The sequence below is a fragment of the Paenibacillus mesotrionivorans genome (genome assembly GCF_046098205.1).
In the GTDB taxonomy this organism is placed as follows: domain Bacteria; phylum Bacillota; class Bacilli; order Paenibacillales; family NBRC-103111; genus Paenibacillus_AR; species Paenibacillus_AR mesotrionivorans.
This window is the reverse complement of the sequence record NZ_JBJURJ010000009.1, coordinates 15,103-34,150: the sequence shown is the minus strand read 5'-3', so window position 1 is coordinate 34,150 and position 19,048 is coordinate 15,103. Positions and strand designations below refer to the sequence as shown.

General features: G+C 56.9%; 18 protein-coding genes. 1 reads left to right on the top strand and 17 read right to left on the bottom strand.

The features are described from left to right. Positions 1 to 203: 203 nt before the first annotated feature. From ACI1P1_RS14765 to ACI1P1_RS14685, 17 genes are all read right to left on the bottom strand, one after another. The gene (locus ACI1P1_RS14765; RefSeq protein WP_416217172.1) at positions 204 to 731 is read right to left on the bottom strand and encodes a DoxX family protein; all 528 of its coding nucleotides are present in this window, start codon (positions 729 to 731) and stop codon (positions 204 to 206) included. A gap of 201 nt (positions 732 to 932) precedes the next feature. Continuing rightward, the gene (hypE, locus tag ACI1P1_RS14760) at positions 933 to 1,952 is read right to left on the bottom strand and encodes a hydrogenase expression/formation protein HypE (protein ID WP_416217171.1); all 1,020 of its coding nucleotides are present in this window, start codon (positions 1,950 to 1,952) and stop codon (positions 933 to 935) included. A 5-nt stretch (positions 1,953 to 1,957) separates the two neighbouring features. After that, a complete protein-coding gene (gene hypD, locus ACI1P1_RS14755; protein WP_416217385.1) occupies positions 1,958 to 3,091 on the bottom strand; it encodes a hydrogenase formation protein HypD in 1,134 nt (377 codons plus the stop codon). Continuing rightward, positions 3,078 to 3,317 (bottom strand): HypC/HybG/HupF family hydrogenase formation chaperone, encoded by a 240-nt coding sequence (locus ACI1P1_RS14750; RefSeq protein ID WP_416217170.1) that lies wholly within the window; start codon positions 3,315 to 3,317, stop codon positions 3,078 to 3,080. The genes hypD and ACI1P1_RS14750 overlap by 14 nt, the downstream gene beginning before the upstream one ends. Positions 3,318 to 3,411: 94 nt before the next feature. Next, complete coding sequence (hypF, locus tag ACI1P1_RS14745; protein WP_416217169.1) at positions 3,412 to 5,991, bottom strand: carbamoyltransferase HypF; 2,580 nt, start codon at positions 5,989 to 5,991, stop codon at positions 3,412 to 3,414. Beyond that, complete coding sequence (gene hypB, locus ACI1P1_RS14740) at positions 5,916 to 6,611, bottom strand: hydrogenase nickel incorporation protein HypB (protein ID WP_416217168.1); 696 nt, start codon at positions 6,609 to 6,611, stop codon at positions 5,916 to 5,918. Before hypB ends, hypF begins: the two co-directional genes overlap by 76 nt. 270 nt (positions 6,612 to 6,881) lie before the next feature. Beyond that, positions 6,882 to 7,238, bottom strand: a complete 357-nt coding sequence (locus ACI1P1_RS14735; RefSeq protein ID WP_416217167.1) for a hydrogenase maturation nickel metallochaperone HypA/HybF — start codon at positions 7,236 to 7,238, stop codon at positions 6,882 to 6,884. Next, the gene (locus tag ACI1P1_RS14730; RefSeq protein WP_416217166.1) at positions 7,238 to 7,630 is read right to left on the bottom strand and encodes a hypothetical protein; all 393 of its coding nucleotides are present in this window, start codon (positions 7,628 to 7,630) and stop codon (positions 7,238 to 7,240) included. The genes ACI1P1_RS14735 and ACI1P1_RS14730 overlap by 1 nt, the downstream gene beginning before the upstream one ends. Then, entirely contained in the window at positions 7,627 to 8,160 is a 534-nt protein-coding gene (locus ACI1P1_RS14725; RefSeq protein WP_416217384.1) for a HyaD/HybD family hydrogenase maturation endopeptidase, read from the bottom strand. Before ACI1P1_RS14725 ends, ACI1P1_RS14730 begins: the two co-directional genes overlap by 4 nt. Positions 8,161 to 8,182: 22 nt before the next feature. Then, entirely contained in the window at positions 8,183 to 8,923 is a 741-nt protein-coding gene (gene cybH / locus ACI1P1_RS14720; RefSeq protein WP_416217383.1) for a Ni/Fe-hydrogenase, b-type cytochrome subunit, read from the bottom strand. Between the two features lie 131 nt (positions 8,924 to 9,054). Next, positions 9,055 to 10,770: a nickel-dependent hydrogenase large subunit gene (locus ACI1P1_RS14715; protein ID WP_416217165.1), complete on the bottom strand. Its 1,716-nt coding sequence runs from the start codon at positions 10,768 to 10,770 to the stop codon at positions 9,055 to 9,057. Beyond that, entirely contained in the window at positions 10,767 to 11,963 is a 1,197-nt protein-coding gene (locus ACI1P1_RS14710; RefSeq protein WP_416217164.1) for a hydrogenase small subunit, read from the bottom strand. Before ACI1P1_RS14710 ends, ACI1P1_RS14715 begins: the two co-directional genes overlap by 4 nt. A 528-nt stretch (positions 11,964 to 12,491) precedes the next feature. Further along, positions 12,492 to 13,418, bottom strand: a complete 927-nt coding sequence (locus tag ACI1P1_RS14705) for an SPFH domain-containing protein (RefSeq protein WP_416217163.1) — start codon at positions 13,416 to 13,418, stop codon at positions 12,492 to 12,494. 4 nt (positions 13,419 to 13,422) lie between these two features. Beyond that, positions 13,423 to 13,851, bottom strand: coding sequence for an NfeD family protein (locus tag ACI1P1_RS14700; RefSeq protein WP_416217162.1), 429 nt, complete (start codon positions 13,849 to 13,851; stop codon positions 13,423 to 13,425). A 317-nt stretch (positions 13,852 to 14,168) separates the two neighbouring features. Beyond that, positions 14,169 to 14,822, bottom strand: coding sequence for a response regulator transcription factor (locus ACI1P1_RS14695; RefSeq protein ID WP_416217161.1), 654 nt, complete (start codon positions 14,820 to 14,822; stop codon positions 14,169 to 14,171). Positions 14,823 to 14,849: 27 nt separating this feature from the next. Beyond that, positions 14,850 to 16,121 carry a sensor histidine kinase gene (locus ACI1P1_RS14690; protein WP_416217160.1) on the bottom strand — a complete coding sequence of 424 codons (1,272 nt, stop codon included), beginning with the start codon at positions 16,119 to 16,121 and terminating at the stop codon, positions 14,850 to 14,852. Between the two features lie 266 nt (positions 16,122 to 16,387). Then, on the bottom strand, positions 16,388 to 16,570 hold the full coding sequence (locus ACI1P1_RS14685) for a hypothetical protein (protein ID WP_416217159.1): 183 nt from the start codon (positions 16,568 to 16,570) through the stop codon (positions 16,388 to 16,390). 85 nt (positions 16,571 to 16,655) lie between these two features. Here ACI1P1_RS14685 and ACI1P1_RS14680 point away from each other — a divergent pair, with 85 nt between their 5' ends. After that, positions 16,656 to 18,983 (top strand): sensor histidine kinase, encoded by a 2,328-nt coding sequence (locus ACI1P1_RS14680; RefSeq protein WP_416217158.1) that lies wholly within the window; start codon positions 16,656 to 16,658, stop codon positions 18,981 to 18,983. The last annotated feature ends 65 nt before the right edge of the window (positions 18,984 to 19,048 follow it).

Here is a 19,048-nt window from a genome sequence, read left to right as displayed (position 1 = left end):
TGGTGCAAAATGGTAGGCTGCGGAATTCTAACGGGAGCCAGCGCCGCTATTTGGCCTGATTGGAGTTATTTCCGGCAGTTTTGTTTCTAATAGCGGCGTTCACCGCCGTTAGCCTCCAGCCGGGCACTGGCTGGACAGAAAAGAGCCTTCCGCCGGTAAGCGGGAGGCTCCGTTTCTTTTATTGGTTCCGGGATAGCTCCCGGTTACACATTCGACTGTTGTTGTTTGTAGCCGGGGCCGGGCTTCAGGCGCAGCCACTTTCTGATGTAAGGCAGAACGTAGTAGTCAGCACCGAACTTGCCTGCATTTGCACCAGCCACCATGATGATGATGCCCCAGAGAATCAGCCAGGGGTTGGAGGAAACCGTACCTGCCAGAAGGAACATGAAGTTCATCATTACGCCGAAGAAGGCAGCAGCGGTAGTCAGGCAGCCCAGAATCAGGCCCACACCTACCAGGAATTCTCCCCATGGAATCAGGACTTTGAAGATTCCTGCGTTGGGCAGGGCAAAGTTATCAAGGAATGCGACATACGTGGGATAAAGTTTGTTTGTTGTTCCGGTTTCGAGCACCGGCTTGGCGATGGCATTCTTCAGGAAGCCCGATGCGTCGAAGGTGCCGCCTGTGATTTTTTCCCAGCCGTGATGCATCCAATCCCAGCCGATGTACAGTCTGATCAGCAAAAGTGCTCCAGCTGCATACACATTTTCTCTCAAGAATTTGACGATCATATCCGATCTCTCCCTTTGAATAGGTTGTATTCCCTATGTGACAATATTAACATCATGTGAAATGAATCACAACAACTAAAATCAAATGTTCAAATTTTGATAATAAAGATGTGTCAGTATATTGAACAGTTCTCTAAAAGTATTCTTTTTTAGCACATAGTGATTTTTAAACAGTTTTCATTGTTATGACGCTGGGTAGTATCAGCAGATACGGGGCAGCATGCTTCCTGCCAGCCTATACAGCCGCCTGGTAGAGCCAAAGGGTGTCCGGATGAGGAGCTGGCCCTTTTCCCGGCCGGTGACCATTCCGACCAAACAGGCATTCCTCCCCTCAGGAAAATACCGCAGGGCATCCAGCACCGCAGGGACATCCCGGGCAGGCAGGATCAGAACGGCCTTGCCCTCATTGGCCAAATACAGCGGGTCAAAGCCCATCAGCTCACAGGCTCCCTCCACCTCGGGCTTTACCGGAAGCAGCTCCTCCTCCAGCTCCACCGTCAGCCTGTAGTCCTCGCAGATTTCCGCCAGGGCTGTAGCCAACCCGCCCCGGGTAGGATCCCGAAGGATGCGGATATCCGCCGAAACCTCCCTGGCCTTCTTCAGCATGGGAAAAAGGGTCGCACAGTCGGAGGGAATCTCCGACATCAGCCCCAGCTCCTCCCTGGCCGTCAGGACGGCGATGCCATGATCCCCGAGAGTGCCGGTAACCACTACGGCATCCCCCTCCTCGATGAGCTGCGGCCGAAGCTCAGCGCCGGGCTCCACCACCCCGATGCCGGTGGTGTTGATAAACAAACCGTCGCAATCTCCTTTTCCCACCACCTTCGTATCGCCTGCCGCCACCCTGATGCCGGAGACGGCGGCTTCCTTGGCCATGGACCTGCAGATGGTCCGGAGGTGCTCTACAGGAAGCCCCTCCTCCAAAATAAAGGACACGGTCAAATACAAGGGCACCGCGCCGCTGACCGCCAAATCATTGACAGTTCCCGCCACTGCCAGCTTGCCGATATCCCCCCCGGGGAAAAACAGCGGCTTGATCACAAAGCTGTCTGTGGTGACAGCCAGCTTACCCGCAGACGGGAAAGGCAGCAGCGCTGCGTCTCCCAAGGGCTCCCGGCTTTCCGTTCCCGTGAGGGCGGGAAGAATCACGCCGTTAAGCAGCCTGTGGGCGGACTCTCCTCCGTCCCCGTGGGACATATTGATGCGTTGTTCTGCTTCCATGTTGCTCACCCCTCCCGGCTGTATGCATATTCCGCAGCGCAAGCGCCCTCTGCCGATACCATACACGGCCCGACGGGCTGATACGGCGTGCAGCTTCTGCCGAACAGCCCGCAGCGCGACGGGGTGATCAGCCCGCGGATCACATCCCCGCAGCGGCAGCCGGTTGGTTTGGGCGCAGGTCCCGGCGGGACCGGGAAACGCTCGGCGGCATCCAAACCGGCGAATTCAGGGCGGATGGACATGCCGCTGTCCGCAATTGGCCCGATTCCCCGCCACAGGGCCGCAGAGGGCCGGAAGTAGCGGTCCATCACGGCCAGGGCTGCAGGATTGCCGCCGGCCGTTACAACGGAAGCATAGTCATTGTGGATCGCGGCTTTGCCCTCTGCCGCCAGCTCCAGCAGCCGGAGGATGCCGCCGGCCAGCTCCAGGGGCTCGAAGCCGCTGATGACTCCGGGCAGGCCGTATTCTTCGGCCAGGAAGCCGAAGGCGTGGCTTCCCGTCACCATCGCCACATGGCCGGGAAGCAGGAAACCGTCCAGCTGTATCTCCTTCAGCTCCAGCAGATGCCGCAGCACCGGCTCCACCCGCTTGGCGGATACCCGCATGCTGAAGTTGGCCAGCCCGCGCCTCTCCGCCTCCATCAGCGCCGCCCCCAAAACCGGCAGGGTGGTTTCAAAGCCGATACCCAGGAAAATAATCTCCCGGCCGGGTTGGGCAGCGGCCAGCTCTACCGCAGCCATCGGCCCGTAAACCACCCGCACATCCATTCCTTCGGCCCGTGCCGCCAGTAGGGTGCCGCTTGATCCCGGAACCCGCATCATATCGCCGAAGGTGCATACCGTGCGGTTGTCCCCGCGGGCAACCGCGATCATGGCGTCAATATCCGCTTGATCCGTCACGCACACGGGACAGCCGGGACCCGAGAGAAGCCGGACATGGCCCTGAAGGCTTTTGCGGAGGCCCGACTTGGCCAAGGCCATGGTATGGGAGCCGCAGACCTCCATTAGCACGGGCTCGCGGCCATGTTCGGCGGCGAAGGTGTCCGCCAGGGAGAGAATCCCCTTCAGCAGTCCTTCATGGAGGGTTCTGCCGGAGGAGGCGCCTGGGGAAGATCCGGCCTGCGGATCACAGGGAAGCATCTGCCGCATCTCGCGCATCAACGATCCGCCTCCATTCCTCCAGACTTTCCTCCGCTGCCTGGCGGTCTATGATACTCATGGCCTGCCCGGCATGGACGATGACGAATTCCCCCGGCTTGACCTCCGGGACGAAGATAATCCCCACCTTCATCCGGGTTCCCATACAATCCACAATGGCGGCATAGCCGTCTATCTCCACAATTTGAGCGGGTACGCCCACACACATCGGTTTTCCCTCCTTGTCACCACTTTCGGCAGGCAGAATGCTCCGGCTGCATGGTGTGTTTTCCGCGCACAAACGGATCGTTTTGTCCAACGCTTCAGTCTGTGCCTCTACCGTTCCTGTTTGCGCCGGCTCCCGCATAAGCCGCAACCAGCAGCTGCCCCAGGGCTAACCCGCCGTCCCCCGCAGGCACCTGCCGATGCCGGTAAGGCTCGAGCCCCCGATCCTTCAGGAGAGCAGGAATCCTCCGCAGCAGATACGGGTTATGGAAGGAGCCTCCGGAGAGCATCACCTTGGGAATACACGCCGCGGTCAGTCCATCCTTTTCCAGGCACCGCTGCAAAAGCTCCACAGCGGCCCGGGCTGCTGTTTCGTGAAACCGGAGCGCCAAGTCTTCGGGCGGCGAACCTGCCAGCCTCTTCTCTACAATCTGGAGGAGAGCCTCCGACATATCCAGCTCCAGTGCCTCGGTTTCCCCTTTGTCCCGGATGGCATAGCCGAAGGGCTTGACGGTGTTGAATCCGTCCGCATCAGCAAAGGCCGCCATCTCGGAGAGCCGGATAGCCGCTTCACCGTCATAGCCGGACACCGCAACTAGACCCAGGATGGCGGACACAGCGTCAAACAGTCTGCCGCAGGTGCCGGCCCATGGGCTGTTCATCCCGGTGGCGGCCATTCTGCCGAGCACCGCCAGCTCCATACTTTTGCCGGGGAACAGCTGCGCTGCCCAAGCAGGCCCTTGTTTGGGAAAAAGCGCCGTCAGCATCCCTGCGGCATTCCGCCAGGGCTCCCGCACCGCCTTTTCCCCGCCGGGCAGAGGGGTATAGCGCAGATGGCCCAGCCTCCTCCAGCCGGAGGCGCTGCCGGTTAGAATCTCGAAGCCCCAGATGCTGCCGTCCGGGCCGTAGCCCGTACCATCCAGAATAATGCCGTAGACTTCTTCCTCCGGGGACAATCCGTTGTCTGCCATACATGAAACCAGATGGGCATGATGATGCTGGACCCCCACGGGCTCAAGGCCCATCTCCCGGCTTAGCCGTCCGGTTTCATAACCGGGATGCAGGTCCGCCGCCGTTTGCTGCGGGTCAGTTCCCAGCAGACTGGAGAAGTGGGCCAGCTCCTTCTTCCAATGCTCCTGGGTCTCCACACTGCCCATGTCCCCGATGTGGGGGCCGATAAAAATCTGATTGCCTCTGCCTAGGGCGAAAGTGTTCTTCTGCTGCCCGCCCAAGGCGGCCCGCCCGGTTAGATCAACGGGAGCCGCCAGCGGATCAGGCGCGTAACCTCTGGACCGGCGGAGGATATCCGTTTGCCCCTCCACCACCTGAATGACGGAGTCGTCCAGCGGGTGAAGAATTTCACGATCATGGGCAAGCACATAATCGGCGATGCCCCCCAGGTAGTCGAAGGCTTCCTCATCCCGGTACAAAATGGGCTGGCCGGATGGGTTGGCGCTGGTCATCACAAGAAAGGGCAGCTCCTCCATCAGCAGCACATGCAGCGGGGTGTAGGGCAGCATCAGCCCTACAGTAGCCATTCCCGGCGCCACGCTGTCCGCCAAAGGCCACGCCTCCGCCTTGCGGGCGATGACGATGGGCGCCTCGGGCGAGCGGAGCAGCCGCAGCTCTTGGCTGCCCAGCACGGCTGCCCGGCGGGCGTTCTCCGCATCCGCCGCCATGACCGCAAGCGGCCGCGTGGGCCGCCGCTTGCGCTGCCGCAGGCGGGCGACCGCCGCTTCGTTTTCGGCGTCGCAGGCCAAGTGATAGCCGCCGATGCCCTTCACGGCGACAATGGCGCCCTGGCGCAGCAGCTTGGCGCACCGACGGACCGCCTCGTCGGCCTCCGCCAGAGGCCGACGCGCCCCATGCTGCCCGGCACTAGCGATGCCTAGGCCCGCCGGTTCGGCTGCCTTTGCTCCTGCCATCCCCACTGGCTTCTTGGTCGCCTCGTCCATGGCGTACAGCGCAAGGCGCGGTCCGCACTCCGGGCAGGCGATAGGCTGGGCGTGGTGGCGCCGGTCCGCCACATTCCCGTACTCCTCCCGGCAGGCGGGACACATGGGGAACCCGCTCATGGAGGTATACGGCCGGTCATAAGGCAGCTCCCGGATGATGGTATAACGGGGACCGCATTGGGTGCAGGTGATAAACGGGTACCGGTAGCGCCGGTTGGCCGGGTCCTTCAGCTCCGCCAGGCAAGCGGGGCATATGCCTGCATCCACAGGAATCACCAGGGAGGAGGCTCCCTCCCGGCTGCTCTCCACGATGCGGAAGCCCAAGCGCCCTTCCACCGGCAGCGGCACCGCCCGGATTTCATCCACCCGGGCCAGCCGGGGAGCCTCCCGGCGGATGGCCGCCAGGAGCTCCTGCAGCGCAGAGGCCGCTCCTTCCGCCTCCAAACGGATGCCGTCCATATTGTTCTGGACGGTGCCGCTTATGGCGTAACGCTCCGCCAGACTGAACAGGAAAGGCCGGAAGCCAACACCCTGAACTCTGCCCTTCACGGTAATGAGCAGCGCCGCTGTTGAGTTATGGTCATTTTCGTCCGAAGCCGACGCAGTTGCTTTCCCTAATACCCCGGCAGAATACTCGGCTCCCGGCTTCAGCCCGGCTGCTCCACCCCTGCCTCTGTTTCCGCCTGAACACCCCTGAGCTCCGCAAGCCTGGCCTCGATCCATGCCGTCCACAGCTCCATTCCTTCCCCGGTGCGGGCCGACAACGGGATCAGCGCCGAATCCGGGTTCATTTGAGACAGATCCTCACGGGCCGCCTCCACGCTGAAATCCACATACGGGAGAAGATCAATTTTGTTCAGGAGCACCAAACCGGTCCGCATAAACATGGTGGGGTATTTGGGTATCTTGTCATTGCCTTCGGGAACGCTGAGCACCGCCACCTTATGGTTTTGCCCCAGGTCATAACCTGACGGGCAGACCAGATTGCCCACATTCTCAATAAAGAGAATATCCGTCTCCTCCAGCTCAAACCGGGAGAGAATCTTGGTGACCATACGCGCATCCAGGTGGCAGCCGCCGCCGGTATTGATCTGCACCGCATTGACGCCCAAGGCGCGGATGCGGTCGGCATCCTTTTCCGTAGCCAGATCGCCTTCAATAACGCCCACCCGGTAACGCCCGCACAGCTGCCGGATGGTAGCCTCCAGCAGAGTGGTTTTGCCTGCGCCGGGGGAGCTCATCAGATTGATGGCCAACACCTTATGGCGTCCCAGCTGCTCCCTTATATAAGCCGCTGCGGTATTGTTGTCCTTCAGCACATCCTCATTCAATACAATTTCCATTGCCGGAACGGAACCTGCCTGCAGAAGTCCGACGGAGTTGGTTAAGGCAAATCCATATTCATAAGGTTGTATTCCCTCCCGGGAAAGGTGTGACTTGGCGGCTCAAACACGTTTTGCCGGCCTTGATGAATAAAATATGTAAGGGTTCAAAGCCGTCAAAAAACTCGCCCTCAAGTCACCCCTTCCCTCACAGTCATTCAACATGAATATGGATTCGCGCCTGTCTGTCCGACTCCTAGGCCGTGTTTGCAAACACGCCCTAGCAGGTTCCTACCTCCCTTCATAGGATATCACTCTGAATTCCTCGCCCCCGGTGATCCGGCCGCTGGGGAATCGGCACACGGGGCACATGGCTGCAGCCGCATGCTGCTCCGGCTCATATTCCAGCCCGCACAGCACACAGGATGCCCGGGCCGGCTGCAGCTCCATCGTAAGCCCCGCCTCCCGGGCAAGCATCGCCGCCCCGTCCGCCTTGTACATATCGAAGGCCATCTCGAGGGCATCCGGCAGAGCGTTGCTCAAGGCCCCGACCAAAAGCCGCACTTGTGTAACCTCCGCAAAGCCGCGTGCTTCCGCATCCCGTCTCACCAGGTCAAGCACATCCCCCATCAGCGACAGCTCATGCATCAATATTCCTCCCTGGCAGGAAGTCCGATCTGGAGAAGCGTATTGGCCCGCCTCACAGGAAGCTGCGTAAGCCGTGTATCCTCACCCAGACTGTACTGGCTGTCACAGGCAAAACATTTCATTTCGCCGGAATAGGACAAATAGTGCAAATGCTGCTTGCAGAACGGGCACAATGCGCTGTACGCTCTCCATTCACCGGCCTCCCGGTTAAGCAGGAACGGATGCCCTGCCGACTGCTCCATCACAGGCCACATCCGGGGAGGAGCAATCGTATGGTAGGCATATCCGCTCAGCTTATCGGCAAGTTTGGTCAGCTTCCTCACATCCCGCTCCACCAAAGGTCCCGCCGCTTCCCGGATCGCCCCGGCCACGCCCTTTTTCAGCTCCCTCATAAAATCCCTTCGGTCCAAGAGGCAGCCCTCCATTCCCGGATTTGCCCGTGCACCAGCTCCGTTAATGCAGCCAGACGCTCACGCACTGTATCTGACAAGCCAATGCCGAATTCCAGCGAAGCGGGCTGCACTCCGAACAGCACCATTTTGGCAGGCACCCGCTCCCTGATTCGTGCAGCGAACAGCACCTCCTGGAAGCCCAACTGGTGCACCGACATTTTCACATTGCAATACGCCGGTATATCCTCCCGCTCCACCGTGTACACAAACCCCGGCAGCTCCGGACCGTTGATGGAATCCAGCAGGATCAGCTGATCCGTGTCCTCCACCGGCCCCAGCAGCCTGATGCCGTCCGTAGAGCCTTCAATGATTTCCACATTTTCCACACCGGCCAGAGCCTCCTCCAAAAAGGGCAGCACATGAATGCCTACTCCCTCATCGGTATAGAGGGTGTTGCCCAGTCCGATGACCGTGATCTTCTCCGGTCCGGCACGGTTCAAGGTGTTTCCCGCCTCCAAGCCGCCGCTCATGCTCAGGCTTTCCATACGTCCGCTACTCATGCTCCGCATCCTTTTGAGCCGCCCCTGCCATGGGCTGTATTTCCCCTCCGTGGGTTTCCACCTTATCCTTTTTTTCCGTTTTGAACCCGGTGAAGATGGAGCTCATGGTGCCGTTTTTCTCCAGCCAATCCTCCCGGAAGGACAGGTACACATGGATGACGATAAAAATGATGAAAACCCAGGCCATCAGATGGTGCCAGGAACGGACCGAGAAGCTGCCCCCGAAGAGGAAGGGCACCCAAGCAAACAGCTTGCCGAAGAAGGATTCCGGCTGCGGCTCGAAATACAGATAGAACCCGGTAAACATCGCCACAATGGAGCCGCCGCCCATCAGCACCAGATAGGTGAGCTGCGCCAGCGGGTTATGTCCGGTATAGTGCGGCTTGCGGTTTTTCATTAACAGGTAAAATTTAACAGTCTGAAAGATTTCTTTCCAGAAGGCCAGCCTCAACACATTGGTGGTGACGAAGGAATTGCCTTTGAACACCCAATAGAGGCGGAAGATCATATTGGCGGTAAACAGGAAGGCCGCAAAAAAGTGGATGTACCTGACCCAGCCCATTAGGAAGGTATAATAGGCCTCTTCCCCGGTGGTGGAGCCTACAATGGGCTTGCCGATGTACAAGCCGGTCAGGATCAGCAGCATAATGGCACCGGCATTGATCCAGTGGAAAATCCGCACCGGCAGCTCCCAGACGTACACCTTAACCACATCCTTGGAAAGCTGCTCCATCTTCACCTTCCGTTTGCCCTTCAGCACAATTTCTGACCGGGGGTGATCCGCTTCATGCTTCGGGTCGGCAGTAGGCTGCCCGGCAACGGGGGAATGCAGCGGCGGCTCGCTCATGCTCATAGCTCTTCCCCCTAACCGATCCGTATGTCTACGGCAGATTGATTTTGCAGGTCTGTCATGTGCACCGCACAGGCCAGGCACGGATCGAAGGAGTGGATAATCCGCAGAATCTCCAGCGGCTGGTGCTTATCTGCCACAGGTGTACCCGTAAGCGCCGCCTCATAGGCGCCCTTCTGGTTTTTGCCGTCCCGCGGGGAGGCGTTCCAGGTGGAGGGCACCACAGCCTGGTAATTGGCGGTTTTGCCGTTTTCGATGTTGATCCAGTGTCCTAATGCGCCGCGTGGTGCTTCGATCCAGCCTACTCCCTGTGCCTTCTTCGGCCAGGTGGAGGGCTCCCATTTGGCCTTGTTGAAGGTGGTCTGGTCCCCATGTTTGATATTCTTCAACAGCTCATCCATATCATTGCGCATCCAGCCGCCGACAATCTGCGCCTCCAGCCCCCGGGCCAAGGTCCGGCCCAATGCGGACTTCAACGCGGTAAGCGGCACGTTCAGCTTTCGCAGACTGTCATCCACACTCTGGACGAATTCCGGCTTTTTCGCAGCGTACCCCAGCAGCACCCGGGCCAACGGCCCTGTTTCCATGGGCTTTTCCTTCCACCGGGGGGTCTTGAGCCAGCTGTACTTGTCGTTGGTGTTCAGCGTATCGTAGCGGCCCTTGGGCCCCGTATAGTGGAAGGTGGTTTCCCCCTCCCAGGGATGGCGGCCGCCTGTGGTTTTGCCGTCATAGGTGTACCATGAGAAGTCGATCCATTCCTTGATCTGCTCCGGGTCCTTGGGGTTCACATCGTGGATCTCGTTGAGGTTGCCGCCAAGGATGATCCCACGGGGCATCCGGTACATGTTGATGTCGCGGATATCTCCCGTGGAGAAGTCGCCATAACACAGGTAATTGTCCAGCCCGCCGCCATAGGTCCAATCCTTATAAAAGGATCCGATCGCCTGCAGATCAGGCAGGTACACCTGCTCCACAAACTCGATAGCCTGATCAATCAGCTGGGATACATGCATCAGGCGTTCGGCATGGATGCCGTTGTCGCTGTTGATGTCGATGGGAGTAGCCATTCCGCCCACCAGATAGTGGGGATGGGGATTTTTCCCGCCGAATATAGTGTGGATCTTCACAATTTCCTTCTGCCAGTCCAGCGCTTCGAGATAATGGGCTACAGCCAGCAGGTTGACCTCCGGCGGAAGTCTGTAGCCCGGATGCCCCCAATAGCCGTTAGCAAAAATCCCCAGCTGCCCGCTGTCCACGATTTTTTTCACCTTGTCCTGAATGTCCTTGAAGTAGCCGGGTGAGGACTTGGGCCACTTGGAGAGGGACTGGGCCAGGGTGCTGGTGGCCTTGGGATCAGCCTTCAGAGCATTGACCACATCCACCCAATCGAAGGCATGGAGGTGATAAAAATGGACCACATGATCGTGCAGCATGATGGTGGCGTTCATAATTTCCCGGATCAGATGGGCGTTCCGGGGGATCTTGATGTCCAGGGCGTCCTCCACGGAACGCACGGCTGCCAGGGCATGAGTGGTGGTGCATACGCCGCAGATGCGCTGCACATACGCCCATACGTCCCGGGGGTCCCGGTCCTTCACAATCAGCTCCAGGCCGCGGATGGCTGTACCGGAGCTGAAGGCGTCCTTGATGACGCCGTTGTCTATGTCCGCCTCTATCCGCAGATGGCCCTCTATCCGTGTAACCGGGTCGACTACTATCCGTTCGCTCATACCGATGCGCCGCCTCCTATCCCGCTATTCGGGCCCTGTCCCGGAGGAGGGCCGCTCTTCTTCGGTTTATCATCATGGTGGCTTGCCGTTTCATCATGGCTGTCTGCCGCTGCGTGTTTCTTCCCGTCCATCATCTTTTTGACGGCTGTAGCTCCGGCATGGATGGCTACGCCGCCCACAGTACCGCCCAGGAGCCCCAAGCCCACCAAATCCGGATTGATGGTGGTCTGGGTCCCGGGAATCTGGGATACCCGTGTGGTGAACGGCCCCATATCCCAGAAGGCATTTTCCGAGCAGCCGATGCAGGGGTTACCGGACTGAATGGGATAACTCACACCGCCGTTCCAGCGCATTTCCGCACAGGAATTGTAGGTGGTGGGCCCCTTGCAGCCGACCTTATACAGGCAGTATCCCTGCTTCAGCCCCTCATCGTCGAAGGATTCCACAAACAGCCCGGAATCGAAATACGCGCGCCGGTTGCACTTGTCATGGATACGGTGCCGGTAAAAGGCCTTCGGACGGCCTTGGGCGTCCAGCTCCGGAACCGTCCCGAAGGTCAGCACATGGGCTATGACGCCGGTCATGACTTCCGCGATGGGCGGACAGCCCGGCACCCGGATCACCGGCTTATCCTTGATGATATCGGTGATGGGCATAGCCCCTGTGGGATTGGGGCCTGCTGCGGCGATACCTCCCCAGGAGGAGCAGCTGCCGTAAGCGAGAATCAGCTTGGCCTTGGCCGCCGTTTCCAGCAGCACATCCTTGGCGGGTACGCCACCTACCATCAGATATTCGGCGTTTTTGGGCACACTGCCCTCCACCGCCAGCACATATTCCCCGGCATACTCCTCGATGACCTTCCGGCGCGCCTCCTCCACCTGATGTCCGGAGGCGGCGGACAGCACCTCGCTGTACTCCAGCGAGATCATATCGAACAACACGCTCTCCAGCTTCGGATGTGTCGTCCGGATAAAGGACTCCGAGCAGCCTGTGCAATCCTGCATCTGCAGCCAAATCACCGGAACCCGCTTGGCCGATTCCACCGCCTTGACCACCTTCTCTTCAAGGGTGATATCCAGCCCCATCACTGCCGTAAGCACCGTGCACATCTTCAGAAAATCCCGCCGGGTAACCCCTCTTTCCATTGCCGTTTCATAAATGGTCTTCCTGCCGGCCACCTTGCTCACCCCCATGTTGCTTCTCGTTCAACATTTGTAAGCCTTTACATCATCATCGCACATGAAACCGGGTTGCGGTATCGGAAAAACCGGCAGTCCTTGCCGGGAATTTCCCTACACGGAAAGCTGGGAAGAATGCCGACCTCAGACTTTTGGCAAAAAAATAGACCGTTTCCCCGGATGTTGGACGGAGCGGTCTATTCGTTGTTTCCTATAAGTAGCAGGTGCCTCAAGCGGCGGCATTCCCGTGGCGTCCCCGTTCTAACGGCGGCTACAGCCGCTATTTGCCCTCATAATGCCCATTTCAAAATCTAACGGCGCCCAGGGCCGCTATTATGGCTAAACAGCTTGCGGGAAGCCTGATTTCCTTAATATAGCGGCTCATGCTTCCGTTAGAATTTCGGCACCCCTGTTTTGGGGCAAATAAGGTCTCCTGCTTCCGTTAGCCGCCGCCTCCCTGATTAACCTGATCTCCCGCCTCAGGCCCCGGTCACATACACCAGTCACAGGCCCCGGTTACATGCACCCGTCACATGCCTTTACCTATTTACTCCCCTTCAGCATCTCCCCGATGGCGCCGATGCTGCCCAGGGTTTCCACCGCCTTGGTGGGAATAAACACCTTGTTGGCCGCTCCATTGGCCACCTCGCCCAGCGCCTCCAGGGCTCGGTAGGTCAGCACATGCTCATCAAGCCCGGCCTCCCGCAGCAGTTGGATGCGGAGCTTCTCGGCGTCGGCGATGGACTGGATCGCCTTGGCTTCGCCCAATGCCTCCAGCTCCTTGGCCTGCCGGACACCCTCTGCCTGCCGGATGCGGGCCTCCTTCTCACCCTCTGCCTTCAGGATCTGGCTTTGTTTGTTGCCCTCGGCACGCAGAATCATGTCCTGCTTGGCTGCCTCAGCCTCCAGAACCATGGCCCGTTTGCTGCGCTCCGCCTTCATTTGTTTGTCCATGGCTTCCTGGATATCACCGGGCGGCTGGATGTCGATGACCTCCACCCGTTCGATCCGCACACCCCACTTTTCCGTTGCCTCATCCAAGGCCACCCGGATGTCGGTGGAGATTTTTTCCCGGCCGGACAGGGTTTCATCCAGCTCCATATTGCCGATAATCTGCCGCATGGTGGCGGTGGTGATGTTCCGCACCCCGTACACATAATCGGAAATTCCGTATGTAGCCTGCTCCGGACCCGTCACCTGGTAGAAGATGATGGTGTCGATTTGGACCTGGACATTATCCTTGGTAATGACCGTTTGCGGCGGTACATTAGCCTGTTGAACCCGCAAATCATGATAGGTCCGCACATGGTCGATAATCGGAATCAGGATATTGATGCCGGGTGTGAGCAGGTGATTGAACTTACCCAGCCGTTCCACCACACCCACCTTCTGCTGCGGGATGATCTTGACCGACAGCGAGATAAAGACCACGGCCAGCACCACGATCAGAATAGGAATTGCGTAAATCATTTCTTCATCCTCCTCTTTTGGCCACCTGCAGTAAAGCGCTTCCACGTTCTACTACCACAACCGTCTCGCCCTTCTTCAGAATTTCCTCCGATTCCGCGCTCCACAGCTCGCCGCCCACCTTCACAATTCCTCGTTGGCCGGCGCTGATCTCCTCGATGACCATTCCTTCCTTGCCAATAAGCTCGTCAACGGCATCCTTAAAGCCTTTTGCCTTCACAAGCCTCCGGGTTAACGGTTTGGTGAACACCGTCAGAAGCAGCGCAACCACACAACCCACCACCACCTCCGCCACCCATGCTCCCGGAACAATAAAATCCACGATCATAGCCGCCAATGCGCCTGTCCCCAGCCACAGCAGATAAAAGGTCAGCGTGAGCATTTCCGCTAACACCAGGAGACCGGCCACGATCAGCCATACCAGCCACAAGTCCATTTTTTCACCTGCCCTTCAGCACTAAATGTATTCGCTGCGCAGCAGACAAAGACCTAATTCTGACGGGTGTTAACGGAACTCACCATCCCGTAGAAGCCGAAAACCCGACTTTTTCCAGGCTAACGGAACTAAGACGCTCTTAGAGAGGTTAAAGTCATCAAAATAGGCAGAATACGCCGGCTAAGGTACTCCAAGTTCCGTTAGCCATTCCCAACGCCAATTATTGGCCGCTAAGCGTCTCTCCGTTCCGCAAGAGCCCATCCACAGGTATCCGTCATTGAGCTTTCCACAAAAAAACCGCGCCGGAGCTTTAGCCCCTACACGGTTTTATCGGAAATAATATTATGCTTCAGCGCGTACCGGACCATGTCCGACCGTTTGGTAAGATTGAGCTTCTCGCGGATCCGGGTTTTGTAGGAATCCACCGTTTTGATGCTGACCGCCAGCTGCTCGGCGATTTCCTGCTGGGTATGCCCCAGGGCAATCAGCAGCAGCACCTCCTGCTCCCGCGGGCTCAGCACCTCCTCCTGCAGTTCATCGGCAGCCGCTTTGCCCCCCGGCTTGTGGAAACCGCCCAGCAGAGTGGGGTAAATATAACGCTCCCCCTCCATTACCGCCCGGATGGCGATAATCAACTCCGTATCCACCGCCCGCTTCAGTACGTACCCGGATGCTCCGGCCTCCATACTTTCCTGCCAATAGGCATCATCGGAATAGGTGGAGAGCATCAGCACTTTAATGGAAGGATCATGCTCCTTCAGCTGCCGGGTGCATTCGATGCCATCCATAACCGGCATGCTCACATCCATGATCACCAGATCAGGCTTGCAGCCGCGGGCCAGGAGCAGCGCTTCATCACCACGGCTGGCTTCCCCGATAATATTGAAGGCCGGATCTGCCTGAAGCACATTCTTAAGACCCGAGCGGAACAGCGGATGGTCGTCCGCCAACAAAACACGTATGGGTTGCATGGTGACACTCCTTTTCCCGCAGGCCCATTAGCCCGCATAGGTTTCCTTACCGGCAAACAACGGGAGGTTGACAAATACAGTCGTTCCCGATCCGAAGCCGGATTCGATTTTTAGGGACCCGTTCAATAACACTGCACGCTCCTGCATCCCGCGCAGCCCCAGATTGGACCGCGTAGGCTCCCGCCCCAGCACCTGCTCCACGTCGAAGCCTGCCCCGTCATCCTCCACAATAACCGAAAGCTGGCACTGCTTGCGGCTGATGATTACACTGACATTACTCGCTCTGGCATACCTGGCCACATTGGTCAGCGCCTCCTGGATAATCCGGTAGACGGAGATTTCGATCTCCATGGGCAGCCTGATTTCATCCAATCCCAGCATGCACAAATCCGCATCAATCCCGTATTTGCTCCGGTATTGCTCCATATACCGTTCCAGCGCAGTGGCAAGCCCGTATTTATCCAGAACACTGGGCCGCAGCTGCCAGGCCAGATCATGTACCTCCTCCAGGGTTTCCTGCACCAGCTGGCGAAGCCCGCGGAGCTGCTCATGCCGCTCCAATTCGTTTTTTTTGTCCGCCAGCACGCTTAAGCCCAGCAGAATGGAGGTCAGGGATTGGCTGGTTTCATCATGAAGCTCCCTGGCAATCCGTTTCCGCTCCTCCTCCTGAGCTTGGATGACCTTATCCAGCAGCTGCAGCCGGAGAGCTTCCTTTTGCTTCAGCTCATGCCAAAGACGCAGATTCTCTGCCGTCACGTAAATCTGATTGGCCAGGGACTGGAGAACATTGACGGATTGAGTGTTCAGCGGCAGATAGCTGCATACGGCCAACTGGCCGATCCGGTTGTCCACTCTCCCCACGGGAAACACCAGATAATGAATGGACACAATCGAGCAATAACATTCGCGCCCCTGGAGGCGCTCGCAGCGGTCGCAGGGGCATTCCACAATCTTGTACGGCAAATCCAGATATTCGCCCACAACGTTAATCTGGATCACGGCGGAATGGAGTTGAAGATCCGATACCGCCCGCTTCAAAAACTGCTCCAGCATGGTCTGCATCTCCGGAATGGAGCGGACCTGGCCACTCAGCTCATTCAATAAAGAAAGCTCCCGGTTCTGCAGGAGAATTTCCTGCCGCTCCTCCAGCTGTTTGTTGCCCATCAGCAATTTGGCAAACAGGCTGCGGAGAATATCCAGGCTTCTCCGTTTTATCAACAGCAGCCATTTGCGGAGGGAGATTTTGCGGATAAATTTAAAAAGCTCCGGAATGTTCAAAATCCATGCTTTTACGCGCATGCCGTTATCCCTCCACAGTCTGTAGTGCTGTCTGCTTTGCCGATCGTTCCGCTAGTTTGTCGCTCAAATTATACCATGGGGGCATAAAAGGCAACAAGACACCAATGGATTTTCCGGAATTGCCACTCATTGGAGAAAACCCGAATTTCCGACTTAGCAGAAAGCAGGAATGTATATATTTATGTAAATAAAAAGCTTGTATACCCGATTTTTGGAAAAAATCAGATGTACAAGCCTTCTCAATAATGGTAAAATATAGAATGTCTCTACCACCAAACTCCTTGCAGTTCTTTCTTATCCTTAAGCGCGTTCAAGACATGTTTCTTTTCCGTTTCGCTGATCTCAGCGGCTGCAGAAATTTCCACATCCTGATTCATTTGAGCTTGCAATTTTTCTTTCAAATCTCTGACAGTTGCATAAAGCCCGGGAGATAAAGATATTGCTTGCATACTATCACCTCGTTTTTTTTGTCGTTTTCACTTCCATTATATCACGTAAATTCCAAATTTAAATAGAAAGGTGCAAAATTTTGTCATGAAAAGGACTGTTTTTGCGCGGTTAATGCTATTATTTTTTATGATCTATCAAATTTGGGCTCTTATCCTCATTTTCCGCTACCCGCTGACCGGTATTAACCTTCAAAAAAATGCTGCCCAAGAATGGACGATTGCAAGCTTTGAAGCTTACAGCATCGCCTCCCAACTGGATTTCAGGATTGGGGATGTAATTAATGAAGTCAACGGGGTCGCCCCTGACCAGCATGAATCCGTCCGGCTCTTCAAAAGCATCGACCAGGCGGACACCATTAGGGCCAGCCGGGGAAACATACCGGTTGATATCAATCTGCGCAGCATCTCTTCCATTTCGGCCTATGATATTGTTGCACTGCTGGCTGAGATATCCAGCTTCTTAATTGCCGGACTTCTGGCAGGGAAGGTTAAACACTCGCCATCATCCTTCTATCTCTCCGGAATCTTCCTCAATATAGCAGCCATATTCATGAGTCTGACCACCTCGGTCAGAGGAGACCCTTCAGGCAAGTTGCTGATCGGAACTTTCATCATGTTTTTGCCGGTCATCTTCTATAAATTCCTGCATGAATATCTGATTGAAAAGGGCACCCCCGGCTTTCCTTATCACTGGGGGAAATGGTATTGCATGCTGCTGGCCGTTCCCGTTTTGATCCAAATGTTTTACATTTTGGGCTTGACCGGCTCCGTGCAATTATACGAATGGGTCAGCAATATGATCCTGGGTGTCAGCATCCTGGGGATTTCGGGAGACTTGGTGCTGCTCTTTTACTTTTACCGGAAATATAAAAAAGACAACCCGCATATTGCCGTTCTGATCCGGATCGTTTTTTGCTCCTTATTTCTTTCCGTTTCGCCAATTATGCTCCTATCCTTTTTGCCCCGCTTTCTATTTGGGCATGAGTGGCTAAACTCACTGCAGATGAGCTGGTTTATCTTCCTGTTCCCTTTGACCTTCGTGTATTTGCTGGCCACACGGCGTTTGTATGATATTGATTTGATTACCCGCCGCATTCTGTTCACGGTAGTCATCGCCATCATTCCCAGTCTGATTTTCACCGGGACGGCCAGGCTGCTTTTTGGGGAAGCCGCCAACGGGGAGCGGCTGGCTCTGGCCTTTTTCATTCAGCTGATAGGCATCTCCTTCGTTCTATATATTCTCGAAAATCTCACAACGCGCTTGGAACCGGCCTTATTCCCCAGGAAATACAGGCTGCAGCTGGCCCTCAAGAGCATCTCCCGGAACCTGGGCACCATCTCCACCTTCCAGGAAATGCGGGAAATAATTCTGAAGGATATTGTAGATACCCTGGAGGTATCCGGAGCAGCCATCATGCTTCTGGAGGAGGGCAAGGAAGAGCTTATTGCCGTAGGGGTGGCGGAGCATGGGCATATTCTCCGGTTGATTCAGGAGAAAAAACAGGAGGATGGCGGCTATGTCTGCTTTGCCATCACCCGTCAGGAGGAATACACCGCCTACCTGGCCGTTTCCCCCAAACGCTCCGGCACTATGCTGGGTCATGAGGAGATGCACTGGCTCCAGCTGATACTGACCTACCTGGCGGTTTCCCTGGAGAATGTGCAGCTGATCCGCAAGCTGGACAACAAGATCCAAACCCTCTCCTCCGTGGTGCCCAAGGAAGAGGAGGCCGGCAATCTGCAGTGGTTCCGGAAGCTGATGTTCGGGCTCCAGGAGAAGGAGCGGGTCCGGATTGCCATGGATATCCATGACAGCACCATGCAGGATCTGTTCTTCCTGAAGCGGAGGCTGGAAACGGTGCAGGACGAGCATATGCTGACCGCCGAAGGGACGAAGGCCCTGGGGCAGGCGGCACGTTACATCGATATGATCAATGCAGGTTTACGGCAAAGCTGCTTCGAGCTCCATCCATATTTGCTGCGGGATATCGGACTGGTGGCTACTTTGGGGAAGCTGCTGCAGATGGAGCGTGCTTCCAGTGATTTCCGCATTGACTTCTCAACTACGGATATCCCCCCCATCGAGGAGGTGGATTTGGAGGTTAAGCAGCATGTGTTCCGCATGATTCAGGAGCTTCTGAACAATGCCAAGAAATATTCCCGCGCCTCTGTGGTCTGCATCTCCCTGCAGCTTCATACGGGAGCTCTGAGTGTGGAATATGCCGACGACGGGGTGGGGTTTGAGGAAAAACGCCCGGTGGTCAGGGAAATCGGTTCCTCCGGGCGAGGCATTGAACAGATGAAAAGCCGGGTATTGTCCATGAACGGCAGCTACGGGCTTTCCACCTCTCCGGGCAAAGGTGTAACCTTCTGGGCGCGGTTTCCGGCGGGATCCCAGCTCAATAGAGCATAAGAAAACGGCATCCCTTACATAAGAGATTGTTGGGCTGATTATTGCAATCAACCGAACAATCTCTT